8 protein-coding genes and 1 tRNA gene are annotated in these 13,075 nt (G+C 65.3%); 4 read left to right on the top strand and 5 right to left on the bottom strand.

All coding sequences use genetic code 11. The features are described from left to right. Nucleotides 1-39: 39 nt before the first annotated feature. The 3 genes from N511_RS0114870 to N511_RS0114860 are packed head-to-tail and all read right to left on the bottom strand — an operon-like array spanning nucleotide 40 to nucleotide 6,968. Complete coding sequence (locus N511_RS0114870; RefSeq protein ID WP_027680037.1) at nucleotides 40-942, bottom strand: transglutaminase family protein; 903 nt, start codon at nucleotides 940-942, stop codon at nucleotides 40-42. Beyond that, nucleotides 942-3,530, bottom strand: a complete 2,589-nt coding sequence (locus tag N511_RS0114865; protein ID WP_027680036.1) for a circularly permuted type 2 ATP-grasp protein — start codon at nucleotides 3,528-3,530, stop codon at nucleotides 942-944. Before N511_RS0114865 ends, N511_RS0114870 begins: the two co-directional genes overlap by 1 nt. A 21-nt stretch (nucleotides 3,531-3,551) precedes the next feature. Further along, the gene (locus N511_RS0114860) at nucleotides 3,552-6,968 is read right to left on the bottom strand and encodes a transglutaminase family protein (RefSeq protein ID WP_027680035.1); all 3,417 of its coding nucleotides are present in this window, start codon (nucleotides 6,966-6,968) and stop codon (nucleotides 3,552-3,554) included. A 245-nt stretch (nucleotides 6,969-7,213) separates the two neighbouring features. On the opposite strand from N511_RS0114860, the gene N511_RS0114850 reads away from it, so the two are divergent. Both N511_RS0114850 and N511_RS0114845 read left to right on the top strand, forming a co-directional pair. Then, nucleotides 7,214-8,338, top strand: coding sequence for a zinc-binding metallopeptidase family protein (locus N511_RS0114850; RefSeq protein ID WP_027680033.1), 1,125 nt, complete (start codon nucleotides 7,214-7,216; stop codon nucleotides 8,336-8,338). A 110-nt stretch (nucleotides 8,339-8,448) separates the two neighbouring features. Next, complete coding sequence (locus N511_RS0114845; protein ID WP_027680032.1) at nucleotides 8,449-8,961, top strand: hypothetical protein; 513 nt, start codon at nucleotides 8,449-8,451, stop codon at nucleotides 8,959-8,961. Between the two features lie 67 nt (nucleotides 8,962-9,028). On the opposite strand, the gene N511_RS0114840 is transcribed toward N511_RS0114845, so the two are convergent. Together N511_RS0114840 and N511_RS0114835 are read right to left on the bottom strand one after the other, a co-directional pair. Next, entirely contained in the window at nucleotides 9,029-9,982 is a 954-nt protein-coding gene (locus N511_RS0114840; RefSeq protein WP_027680031.1) for a chemotaxis protein, read from the bottom strand. Nucleotides 9,983-10,099: 117 nt separating this feature from the next. Beyond that, on the bottom strand, nucleotides 10,100-11,005 hold the full coding sequence (locus N511_RS0114835; protein ID WP_027680030.1) for a LysR family transcriptional regulator: 906 nt from the start codon (nucleotides 11,003-11,005) through the stop codon (nucleotides 10,100-10,102). Nucleotides 11,006-11,110: 105 nt separating this feature from the next. On the opposite strand from N511_RS0114835, the gene N511_RS0114830 reads away from it, so the two are divergent. Both N511_RS0114830 and N511_RS0114825 read left to right on the top strand, forming a co-directional pair. Continuing rightward, nucleotides 11,111-12,172 carry an SDR family oxidoreductase gene (locus tag N511_RS0114830; protein WP_027680029.1) on the top strand — a complete coding sequence of 354 codons (1,062 nt, stop codon included), beginning with the start codon at nucleotides 11,111-11,113 and terminating at the stop codon, nucleotides 12,170-12,172. A gap of 98 nt (nucleotides 12,173-12,270) precedes the next feature. Then, nucleotides 12,271-12,347 (top strand) — tRNA-OTHER (locus tag N511_RS0114825). Nucleotides 12,348-13,075: the final 728 nt, after the last annotated feature.

Raw genomic sequence — 13,075 nt, 5'->3', positions numbered from 1 at the left:
TTCCGATCCCACTTTCAGGCGGCCATCACTCGTTACTCATCACTCATCAGTCGTCACTTCCCGCACGCTGACCGCCACGTCAACCTGGTGCTCGCCGCCGCCAAGGATCATGCCGCGCAGCAGTGACACGTCGCTGTAATCGCGTCCGATGGCGAGGGTGACGTGGTCCAGGTCGGCGAGCACGTCGTTGGTCGGGTCAAGATCGACCCAGCCGCTTTGCGGGCAGAACACCGACACCCACGCGTGCGAGGCATCGGCGCCAATCAGGCGCGGCTGCCCGGCCGGTGGCTCGGTCCGCAGATAGCCGCTCACATAGCGTGCGGGCAGCCCCAGCGCGCGAAGGCAGCCGATCATCACTTGCGCAAAGTCCTGGCAGACGCCCCGGCGCAGGTCAAACGCCTGCGTGGCCGGTGTATCGAAAGCGGTCGCGGTGGGCGCGTATTCAAAGTCGGCATGCAGCCGATGCATCAGGTCGATGGCGCCGGCCACGACCGGCGTGCCAGCCGCAAAGCTTGCACGTGCGTAGCGCTCCAGCTCGGGGCTCAGCGCAATGTTGGGCGAGGCAAAGCAGAACTCGGCCTCGGGATAGAACACCGAACCTGCCTGATACCGCAGGCGCTGCGCGACAGACTCCCAGGCCGGCGTGGCGGCCGGGTCCAGATTGGTCCAGCGCGGCTGCAGGCGCACTGTCGTCTTGCTGGTCATGCGCAGGCTGTCGTGCGGCGTATCGAGCGAGAAATACAGCACGTCGTTGCCAAAGCCATCGACGCGGCTGGTCAGATACGAAGGCGCAGGCTCGATCTGCTCGGCGTGCTCGACCACCTCCTGCCACTGGCACGCACGCGGGCGAATGGTTGCCAGATGCTGCGCCGTCTCGACAGCCGTTGCGTAGTGATAGACCGTGCTGTGCGATACCGTCAGCAGCGCCGCGCGTGCATCCATCAGGCCACCTGCGCGGTTGGCGTGCTGGCGTGGCTGAAGTAGCGCGCGCTGATCTCGTTGGAGGCGGCGGCCACGTAGTCGCACAGCTTGTCGCACAGGGCGATGAGGTTGGCGTAGCGGCCGTCGGCATCGGCTTCGCACAGCGCCTCCAGCGAGGGGAGCACATCGACCGCGGGCATCAGGTCGGCAAACGGTGGGCGGCGCTGGGCGGACATCGGGGCAGCGGCGCGTTCGATCTGCGCCAGCTTGGTCCGCAGCCGGTCGTACACGCCATACAGCCCGCGCGGGTTGGTCGACTCCACCACCAGCAGGTCGAGCAGCGCCGGCACCTCCAGCCGCCCCGGATACAGCGACCGGTAGGTGAGCGTGCTGTCGAACAGTTGCAGCAGCAGGTCAAAACCCTCGGCGGTGGCGAGCTTGCCCTGCTCGGCAATCACGCGCAGGAACGTCGCCATGGCCCACACGCGCTCGATATGGCGGCCGGCAAACAGCAGGCGCCACGCCTCGTCACGCGTCATCCGGTCACCCTGCGCACCGCTGATGGCGGAGAGTTGCGTCGCCAGATATTCGAGCAGATCGACCAGCGCCACACGGTCGTGCGGGCCTTCGGCCGTGAGGTTGGCCAGCCCATCACGAAAATCGTTGCGCGCCGCGAGGATGGTTCTCCAATGGTCGTTCGACAGACGCCCGCGCACCTCACCCGACGAGCGCGCCTGCGCGGCCAGGCATTGCCCGATCCCGGCCGTGCCCGACTGCTCGCTCAGGCCCGCCACCAGTGCGCGCTCAAACGCGCTCGGGCTGCTGCGCGCGAACACATCGGCGGTGAAGATCAGGCCGCATTCCGCCGCCAGCTCCGTCAGCGTGCCGAACATCGTGTCGGCGTCGTTGGCCTCCAGCGAGCCGAGAATCAGGCGGCATAGGCGCACGCCGTTTTCAGCGCGCTCGCCATAGCGGCCGGACCAGAACAGGTTTTCTGCCGCGCGGCTCGACACCGTACGGTGCTTGCGAGCAAGATCGGCCGGCCGCATCGGCGATGGCAGCAAGGAAAACGGCGCAGCCGGCTGCGGCTGATTCGACAACACCCAGGTATCGACGCTGCTGCCGCCCATCTGCATCGACGCCGAAGCCTGCCGCTCGGCCGCCAGACGCGTAAAACCGCCGGGCATGACGTGCCAGCCGCCGGCCATATCCGCAATGGCAAACACGCGCAACACGGAAGGCCGGCCCGCGAGCATGCCCGCCTCGTAGCGGGGCGTGCAGGAATACGGCAACGGGACCTGCACGGTGAAGGTGTCCGGCGCGCTGTCAATGCGTGCACGCCAGTCGGCCAGCGATTGCGGGCCGCTTGCCATACCAGGTGGGCCGTCGGGGTAGTGTCCGGGCCAGGTCGGCAACAGCAGCCCGGCAGACAGGCGGGCCTGCGCCTCATCGCGCGCCAATGCCTCGCCGCACCACCACGTCGGCACGCTGGGCAAGGCGAGCGGCTCGCCGAGCAGCGCCTGCGCAATCCCCGGCAAGAAACCCAGCATGGCCGGCGATTCGACAAACCCCGCGCCGGGCACATTCGACACCATCACGTTGCCTGCGCGCATCACCTGCAGCAAGCCCGGTACGCCGATGGTGGAATCGGCGCGCAGCTCCACCGGATCGCAGAACACGTCGTCCAGGCGGCGCAGCACGGCGTGCACGCGTTCCAGCCCGTTGAAGGTCTTCAGGTAAAGCTTGTCGCCACGCACCGTCAGGTCCTTGCCCTCCACCAGGGTCACGCCCAGGTATCGCGCCAGGAAGGCGTGCTCGAAATAGGTTTCGCTGAAAGGGCCGGGCGTGAGCAGCGCAATGTGCGGCGAATCGCCGGGCTCGTCGTCGGACATGGTGGTGCGCGCGGCGGCGGCCAGCGTGCTGATCAGCTGTGAGTACGTCGGCGCCAGGCGCGTAGCACGCAACTCACGAAAGGCATCGGCAAACAGGCTGGAGACGATCAGCCGATTTTCGAGCGCATAGCCAAGGCCCGAAGGGGCTTCGGTGCGGTGGCCGACCACCATCCAGTCGCCGCTGGGCGTCCGCCCCAAGTCCACTGCCACGATGTGGAGGTACTGGCCGCCCGGCGGCGTAAAGCCGCGCACCGCACGCAGGTACCCAGGATGGCCGAACACCAGCGCGGGCGGCACCAGCCCCTGCGCGAGCAACGATTGCGGCCCGTAGGTATCCGCCACGATGGCATTGAGCAGCCGCGCGCGCTGCATCACCCCCTGCTCGATCACGGCCCAGCTGTCGTGGTCGATCAGGAAAGGCAGCAGATCGAGCGCCCACGGGCGCGGCTCGCCCTTGTCGGCGTAGACGTTGTAACTGATGTCGTTGTCGCGCACCTGCTGTGCGACAGAGGCGCGGGCCTGCTCCAGCCCGACCAGGCCGCCGATCCCCCCGTCGCGCACATGCTCGAAAAACTGCCGCCACGGTTCGCGCAACGCGCCGGTGGCGTCACGCAGCTCGTCCCAGTGGCCCTCCCGCCCGGGCAACATGCGAAGGAGGGCCAGCACATCCGCGTGGGCGGCAGTGGGTTCGAGCGGCAGGGTCGACTGATAAGACAAGATCGGCTTGGCTGGATGAAATTAGTAGCGGCGCAAATCCAGCGTAAACGGAAACTCCAGACTGCGCTCGGGTGCCCGCACTTCCATGGGCCCGGGCGTGTGCCCGATGGTGAAGAAGCGCGCGCGGCGGCGGCTTTCCGCCTCGTAAGCGTTGACTGGAAACGTCTGGTAATTGCGTCCACCCGGATGCGCCACATGATACTGGCAACCACCCAGCGAACGGCCGGTCCAGGTGTCGGCCAAGTCGAACGTCAGCGGCGCATGCACGCCAATGGTCGGATGCAATGCTGACGGCTGCGACCACGCCCGGAACCGCACCCCCGCCACCTGCTCGCTCACGCGGCCGGTTGGTTGCAATGGCAAGGGAATCCCGTTGACCGTCACGACGTGCCGGTTTTCGTTCAGGCCGAGCACGCGCACCTCCAGCCGCTCGACCGACGAATCGACATAGCGCACCGTGCCGCCCTGGGCACCCTCCTCGCCCATGACGTGCCAGGGTTCCAGCGCCCCGCTGAGCGTGAGCGAGATCCCGCCCGTATGCAGCTCGCCCACCAGCGGGAAGCGGAACGAGAAATGCGGTGCAAACCACTCGCGTTCAAAGGCGTAACCCGCTTCACGCAGATCAGCCAGCACGTCGTCGAAGTCCATCTGCACGAAGGTGCCGAGCAGGAAGCGATCGTGCAGCTCGGTGCCCCAACGCGTCAGCCGCGTGGTGTACGGCGTCTTCCAGAAGCGGGCAACCAGCGCGCGCAGCAGCAGTTGCTGCACCAGGCTCATGCGCGCGTGCGGCGGCATTTCGAAGCCGCGCAACTCCAGCAGGCCCAGGCGCCCCGTCGGGCCGTCAGGCGAATAGAGCTTGTCGATGCAGAACTCGGCGCGGTGCGTGTTGCCGGTCACGTCGATGAGGATGTTGCGCAGGATGCGGTCGATCAGCCAGGGCGGAATGTTCGCGGCGCCCAGGCGGTCCAGCTGGTGCTGCAGCTCCGCAAAGGCGATCTCCAGTTCGTACACCTGATCGTTGCGCGCCTCGTCCACGCGCGGCGCCTGGCTGGTCGGGCCGATGAACAGGCCCGAGAACAGATAGGACAGCGACGGATGGTTATGCCAGTACGCAATCAGGCTGGCCAGCAGATCGGGCCGGCGCAGGAACGGGCTGTCGGCCGGGGTGGCCCCGCCCAGCACGAAGTGGTTGCCGCCGCCGGTGCCCGTGTGGCGGCCGTCAAGCATGAACTTCTCCGTACTCAGATACGACTGGTGGGCCGATTCGTACAGGTATTCCGTATGGTCGACCAACTGCTCCCAGTTGCTGGCGGGGTGGATGTTGACCTCGATCACGCCGGGGTCGGGGGTTACCTGCAGCAGCTTCAGGCGTGGGTCGCGCGGCGGCGGATACCCTTCGACGACGACCTGCACCTGCAGCTCGTCGGCGGTCGCCTCCACGGCGGCCAGCAGGTCGAGATAGTCGTCCAACACCGTCAGCGGCGGCATGAATACGTGCAGCTGGCTGTGCCCGGAGCCGAAGGTGTCGTTCTCGACCTTGGGACCGGCGGCGCGGGCGGGGTCGCGCGCTTCCACGCACACCGCGGTGCGATGGACCCATGAGGCGGATTCGCTGCGCGCCGGGATACGGGCATCCGTTGCCGAGCCGGTACCGCGTGCGGCCGATGTGGCTTTCGTTGCGGCCACGAGCGTCGCGCCGGCAGTCTCACCCTGGTATTGCATGCGCAGCTCAGCCGCTGTACGCAGCGGTGCGCTCGGGCCGAATGGGTCGTGCGCATGCTGATACGGATAGTCGCTCTTGCTCACCCACGGCAGCGAGTCGAGCGGCAGGCGGTAGCCCATCGGCGAATCGCCGGGAATCAGATACATGCGTTCATCGCGGAAGAACCACGGGCCGGTCGCCCAGCGCGCGCCACCCAGCGCGGCATCGGATTCGCGCGCCAGCGGCAGAACGTAGCCGGTGACGGCTGACAGGCCCGCATCGAACACGCGACGCAGGCGCACGCGCTCCATTTCATCGTCGAGCTGCGAATCAAACGGGTCGACATTCACGGGCAGGCGCCGCTCGCGCCAGAGGTAGTACCACGTGTCTTCGTAGCCGGCCTGGATGCATTGTTCGTCCACCGACAGCTTGCGCGCCAGATGATGCAGAAAGCGCTGCGCATCGGCAGAGGTATAGCGGCCCGGCTCGCGCTCGTCGGCAAACAGGGTTGGATCGTTCCAGCAGGGCTGGCCGTCGGTGCGCCAATAGAGCGACAGCGCCCAGCGCGGCAGTTGCTCGCCCGGGTACCACTTGCCCTGGCCGATATGCAGGAAGCCGTTGGCGCCGTAGCGCTGGCGCAGCTTGTCCATGAGTGCCACGGCATAGCTGCGTTTGGTGGGGCCGAGGGCATCCGTATTCCACTCGGCGGCATCGCGGTCGCGCACGGCCACGAAGGTGGGCTCGCCGCCCATGGTCAGGCGCACGTCCATGGCGTCGAGTTCGGCGTCCACCTGCGCACCCATGCGAACGACATCGGCCCAGTGCGCCTCGGTGTAGGGCTTGGTCACGCGCGGGGCTTCCAGCACGCGCGTGATCGACATCGTGTGTTCGAATTCGACCTCGCATTCGTCCACCGCGCCCGAGATGGGTGCCGCGCTGCCGGGCTCCGGCGTGCAGGCCACGGGAATGTGCCCCTCGCCCGCCAGGAGGCCGGAGGTGGGGTCAAAGCCGATCCAGCCGGCGCCCGGCAGGTAGACCTCGCACCAGGCGTGCAGGTCGGTAAAGTCGACCTCGGTGCCGCTGGGGCCATCGACGGCTTTCACGTCGGGCGTGAGCTGCAGCAGGTAGCCGGACACAAAGCGCGCCGCCAGCCCCAATTGCCGCAGCGTCTGCACCATCAGCCAGCCGGTGTCGCGGCACGAACCGGAGCCGAGCGACAGCGTCTCTTCCGGCGTCTGCACCCCGGGCTCCATGCGGATCAGGTAGCGGATGTCCTGCTGCAGCCGCTGGTTCAGCTCCACCAGAAAATCGATCGTGCGGCGCGGCGTGCGGTCGATGCTGGCGACAAACGCGGCAAAGTTCGGCGTCATCTCGCGCTTGACGAGGTACGGCGCCAGCTCCGCGGCCAGGTCGTCGGCGTAGCTGAAAGGGAACGACTCCGCCTCGGGCGCCAGGAAGAAATCGAACGGGTTGTAGACCGCCATCTCGGCGACCAGGTCGATGGTCACCTTGAACTCGCGCGTCTTGTGCGGAAACACCAGGCGTGCCTGGTAATTGGCAAACGCGTCCTGCTGCCAGTTGATGAAATGCTCTGCAGGCTCCACCCGCATCGAATACGAATGGATGGGCGTGCGGCAGTGCGGCGCCGGCCGCAGGCGCACCACCTGCGGCGACAGCTCGACGAGCCGGTCATAGCGATAATGGGTAACGTGGTTCAGCGCGACTCGGATCGACACACGGACTCCTCGGTGGCTCGTAATGGCGGGCCGGCGCGGTGCCGGCGGGCGGTTCAAGCAAGGTTCATGCCGTTTTGTGCGGCATACTCGGCTCGGGGCGTCGGCCCATCGTGCCACGCGTGCACGGCCGTGCGTATGACACGCCGATGCGGTACAACGCTTGCTGGACAGCTGGCCGCTGCCACACCACCATCTTGGTGGGGAAGCCCCCCGAAAGCCAGCCCTTGCCCTGCCCCTGGACCGCCATGAAAACGTTCCACTGCAATCGTTGCCAGCAACTCGTCTTCTTTGAAAACGTCTTGTGCGAGCGCTGCAACGCCCTGCTCGGCTACCTGCCTGACGTGGGCGAGATCAGCGCGTTCGAACCTGCCGACGAGCCCACAGAGACAGCGCAGACCGGGCAGACGCCCGAGACAGCAACGGCCGCGCACAAGCGCTGGCACAGCCTGCACCCCCAGGCACAAGGCCAGCTCTACCGCCAATGCCACAACTACGCGGTCGAAAACGTCTGCAACTGGATGATCCCGGCCGATTCACCCGACACGCTGTGTCGCGCCTGCCAGTTCACCGAAACGATCCCCGACCTGACCGTGTCGGAAAACCGGTTCTATTGGTACAAGATGGAGGTGGCCAAGCGTCGGCTGCTCTATACGCTCATGACGCTGGGCCTGCCACTGGAGTCGCGGCTGGAGAACCCCGAGACAGGGCTGGAGTTCGCGTTTCTGGAAAGCAAGGAAAACAGCGAGCCCGTGATGACCGGGCACAACCACGGCCGCATCACGCTCAACATTGCAGAAGCCAACGATGCCGCGCGCGAAAAGGCGCGCACCGAGCTGCGCGAGCCCTATCGCACGCTGCTTGGCCACTTCCGTCACGAATCCGGGCATTACTTCTTTGATCGTCTGATTGCCGGCAAGCCGATGTGGGAAGCCGCCTTCCGCGAGCGCTTTGGCGATGAACGCGCCGGTTATGCCGACGCCCTCAAGACGTACTACGACAATGGGCCGCCGGCTGACTGGGCACAGCACTACATCAGCGCCTACGCCACCATGCACCCCTGGGAAGACTGGGCTGAAACCTGGGCGCACTACCTGCACATGGTCGACGCGCTGGACACCGCCGTGTCATATGGCCTGGCACTGTTGCCCGACCATCCGCAAGAGCCCGAACTGACCGACCAGACCCCGGTGGAAGAGGCCAGCTTCAACAACCTGATGAGCCGCTGGTTTCCACTCACCTACGTGCTCAACGGCCTGAATCGGAGCCTGGGCCAGCCCGACGGCTACCCGTTTACGCTGGCTTCCCCCGTGATCGACAAGCTGCGGTTCGTGCACCGCGTCATCGCTGCCTCGGCCCAGAAACCCGGTTGACCGCACCAATGTTGTGCGGCGCAGGCGCCAGTTTGGATCGGGGGGAATATTTCGTGCAGCTGCCGCGTTTACCATCCGGAAGGTCAATCCCAGCATCCCCGGAGAACGCCATGTCAAGACACCTCAGCAGATGGATCAGCCTGACGGCACTCGCCCTTTGCGCGTGTGCCTCGCTCAACCCTGTGCAGACCGCGCAGAAGATGATCGGCCAGCCGGAAAGTGCCGTGCGAGATACCTTTGGCGCACCCACCGAGACCTATCAGCTTGCGGATGGCACGCACCGCTGGATTTATTCCAAGCAGCCACTCGGCCACGAGGTGTATGCCGCCGATTTTGACGCCAACGGCAAGCTGACCAACTATCGGCAGATGCTGACGGAAAAGGAAATTTACGAGGCGCGCCCTGGTGTGTGGACCAAACGCGATGTGCTCGAACGCTTCGGCACACCGAAAGAGCCGACGCAGTACTACCCGCTCATGAAGCGGGAGGCGTGGTCCTATCGGATGTATGTCGCCGGGACTCAGCAGGCGCACTTCAACGCCCTGTTTGACGACAACGGCCTGCTCGATCGCACCATGATCGTCGTCGACCCACTGGGCGGCGGGCACCACAGCCGGAAATAACACAGGGCCCGGTGGCGCAATGCACGCCGCCCGGGCCCTGATGCTGGCTCAGCGCCTGACCTTAGCCTTAGCCCAGTGCAGAAGCGATGGCCTGCGCGAGTTCGTTGGCTTCGAACTTGGCGACGTAGCCGTTGGCGCCGACGCGGCGCACGTGGTCTTCATTGGCCGAGCCCGACAGCGACGAGTGGATCACCACCGGAATCGACTGGAACGCCGGCTCGGTCTTGATCTTGCGCGTGAGCGTGAAGCCGTCCATCTCGGGCATTTCCAGATCGGTCAGCACCAGCGCGATCTTGTCGCGCACGGTCTTGCCTTCGCGGGCGGCGTCACGTGCGATGTTCTGCAGCGTATCCCACGCTTCCTGGCCGCTCTTGGTCATGACGTACGGCGCGCCCATGGCTTCGAGGCCGTTGGCGATCAGCGAACGTGCGAGACCGGAGTCATCCGCCACCAGCAGCTTGGCGCCCGGCGGCAGCTTGATCGGACGCTCGTCATTGTCGGGCGCCAGATCGGTGTGGCGCGTCGGGAAGACGTCCACCAGGATCTGCTCAACGTCGATCACCTGCGCCAGGCGCGAGTTGTCGGCGTTGCCATCCAGGCGTGCCAGGCTGGTGATATTGCTGCTGCCCACGCTCGCCTCGGCCGGGAAGATCTGGCTCCATTCCAGGCGCACGATCTCGTCCACTTCTTCCACCGCAAACCCTTGGGTGGAGCGCGCGTATTCGGTAATCAACAGGATGTTCGCATTGCCGTTCCGGGTGCCGATCACGCTGGCAAGGTCGATCACGGGAATGATCTGGCCGCGCACATTGACCGCCCCCAGGATATGGGCACCGGCGTCCGCCACATGCGTCACAGGCGGCATGACCATGATCTCGCGCACCTTGAACACATTAATGCCGAACATCTCGCGCTGATTGGAGCGCGCAGATTCGCCCAGGCGGAACAACAACAGCTCAAAGCGGTTGTTGTTCGTCAGATTGGTCCGTTCATCGACTTCGTGCTGCGAATGCTGTGACATCGCGTCTTCCCCCGTTCATGCACACGTTATGTGGCGGTAAACGGCACGGCATTTGGCAACTTGAAGACGTTTTGCAAATGTGAAGCTCACGCCCTTCCTGGGTGGGGGAAAACACGCCTAGGCAATCTTCGCGTGCGCGACCAGAAAATCGAGAAACGCCCGCACCCGCGCGGGCAGATGCGCCCCCTGGCCGACATAGACGGCATGGATGTCTTCGGTCTCGCCGGGGTTGTAATCCTCCAGGACGGGGACGAGGCGGCCTGCTTCCAGATCGGCACGTACCTGGAACTCGGCCAGACGCGCCAACCCCAGGCCGGCCACCGTCACCGCCCGCAGCGCCTCGCCATCGCTGATCTGCGTGTTGCCCTGGGGTGTGAATTCGGTGCGGCGTCCGCGCTTGATAAAGGGCCACGCGTTTGCGGCGCGGGCGTAGCTGAACGTCAGGCAGTTGTGGCTTGCCAACTCAGCCGGCGTGCGGGGCGTGCCGGCGCGTGCCAGATAGGCGGGTGAGGCCACCACCATCAAGCGTGTCTGCCCGAGCTTGCGCGCCACGAGCCGCGAACTCTTCAGCGGCCCGCTGCGCAGCGCAACATCGGTGCGGTCCTCCAGCAGATCGACCACACGATCCGTGAGCGCGATGTCGAGCGACACCTCCGGATGACACGCCAGAAACGCCGGCACGATCGGCAGCAGCACATGCGTGCCGACCGGCACATTCGCATTGATGCGCAAGCGCCCGGAAGGCTGCGCTCCGGCGGAAGCCTCGCGCTCCGCCTCGTCCAGATCGGCCAGCACCGACACGCTGCGCGCGTAGAACGCCGCCCCCTCAGGCGTCAGTTGGAAGCGCCGCGTGGAGCGGTTCACCAGCCGCGCGCCAAGGCGGACCTCCAGCCGGGCCACGAGCTTGCTCACCGCCGACGGCGTCATCCGGCACGCGCGCGCCGCCGCGGAGAAACCGCCTTCTTCCACCACCCGGACGAAGACTTCCATCTCGCCAAAGCGATTGACATCGAGCCGCGCCATTGTGATTTCAATTCATAGATATTGTTCTGACAGGCAGTCTATCGCACAGATGCTGGCGTTCTCATACTGGTGGTCATTGCTGATTCGGTTCCACCCAACACCAACATGACTGCACAGGACAAAGTCGCGCTCGTCGTGGGCGCGCAGGGCGTGATCGGCCGCAACCTGATCGAGCACCTCGCCACATTGGACGACTGGCGCATCGTGGGCCTGTCGCGTCGCGGCGGTGAATCGACAGAGCGCATCCGGCACATCGCCGTCGATCTGCTCAACGCGACTGACACGCGCATCAAGCTCGGCGCACTGGGCAACGTCACCCACGTCTTCTACGCCGCGTATCAAGACCGTCCGACCTGGGCCGAGCTGGTGCCGCCCAACCTCGCCATGCTGACCAACGTGGTCGACGCCATCGAGGCCGCGTCGCCCCACCTTGCGCACATCAGCCTGATGCAGGGCTACAAGGTCTACGGCGGTCACCTTGGGCCATTCAAAACGCCGGCGCGCGAAACCGATGCGCACTTCATGCCGCCCGAATTCATGTTCGATCAGCAGACCTTTCTGGAAGCGCGCCAGCAGGGCAGGGCGTGGACGTGGTCGGCCATCCGCCCGTCGGTGGTAGGCGGCTTCGCGCTGGGCAACCCGATGAACCTTGCCGTGGCCATTGCCGTGTATGCGTCGATCTCGAAAGAGCTGGGCCTGCCGCTGCGCTTTCCCGGCAAACCCGGTGCGTACGACCACCTGCTGGAAATGACCGACGCCTGCTTGCTTGCCCGCGCCACCGTGTGGGCCGCCACCGACCCGCGCTGCGCCAACCAGGCCTTCAACATCAACAACGGCGACCTGTTCCGCTGGAGCGAAATGTGGCCCCGGATCGCGCGGTACTTTGACCTGGAAGTCGCCCCGCCGCTGCCCTTGTCGCTCGACACCGTCATGGCCGACAAGGCGCCGCTCTGGCAGAGCATGATCGCCAAGCATGGTCTGGCAAACACGCCCTACCGCGATGTGTCTTCGTGGCGCTTTGCCGACTTCGTCTTCTCGTGGGATTACGACATGTTCGGCGACGGCTCCAAGGCACGCCGCTTCGGCTTTCACGAATACGTGGAGACGGAAGCGATGTTCATGCGCATCTTCGACGACTTGCGCCGGCGCAGGATCATTCCGGCGTAGAGCATCCGGATGCCTCCGCCCGCAAGGCGCACCGACCGATCCGGCTAGGGGGATGTCCCGACTCGGATTTCCTCAGGAAGCGTCGATATAGTGAATGCGGGGCGGTAGCTCATAGGTCGAGCGGCGGCGGTTTACCGGCGCAGGCAGGCAGGTTCAAATCCTGTACGCCCCACCATCTGATGATTGATTGAGGAACGGCTACTTGCACCCTCCATCAAAAAAAATGCGCCCTGCACACCGGGCGCTGACGCCTGCCTTCGAAATGGACGTCGGAAGACGCAGGCGCAGAGGAGACGCAAATGCGGGGGTAGTTAACTGCCTGCGTACTCCCATGTTCGACAACCCACAGAAGAACGCAAAGTAAATACGCGTCCTCGGCGACTGCCCGTCTGCACTGAATCGGAACTGAGTGCGATTTTGGTCTGAACAGCGACCAGAATGCGAAGGGTCGACCACGACTGTTGGAGACTCACGTCCGGGCCACGAACCTCCGTCGTCGATGTTTTTAGGCCCGTGCTTGCCGGTTCCATGCTGATGTCGAGTGCGGCAGATTGCCTCGGGCAGTCGACATTGCCGGCAGCCGAGCGCCGCTTTTTCCTCATCATTGAAAAAACGCCCGGCCGCCACGCAGCCTCCACACCGGCCACACGGCAACCACGCCCCCACACCCCTGGCATGCCGACTGCTTCCCGCCACGAGAGCGCAACGGAGGCCACGCATGCATCAGGCATTACGAGTGACAAAACAAGCAGCCGCAGGTTGGCTATTCTTTCTGGTATCGACAACCGGCAGCGGGCTTTCGCTCGCGCAACCCACTGAGCCGCAGCCGACGTCTGCAGACGGCGCTCCGACGGCTCAACCCAAGACGGCAAAGCACTCCTTGTCACGGTATCCGGACACCAT

It is taken from the genome of Ralstonia sp. UNC404CL21Col (assembly GCF_000620465.1).
Classification (GTDB): Bacteria; Pseudomonadota; Gammaproteobacteria; order Burkholderiales; family Burkholderiaceae; genus Ralstonia; species Ralstonia flatus.
This window is presented reverse-complemented; position numbering and strand designations above follow the sequence as displayed.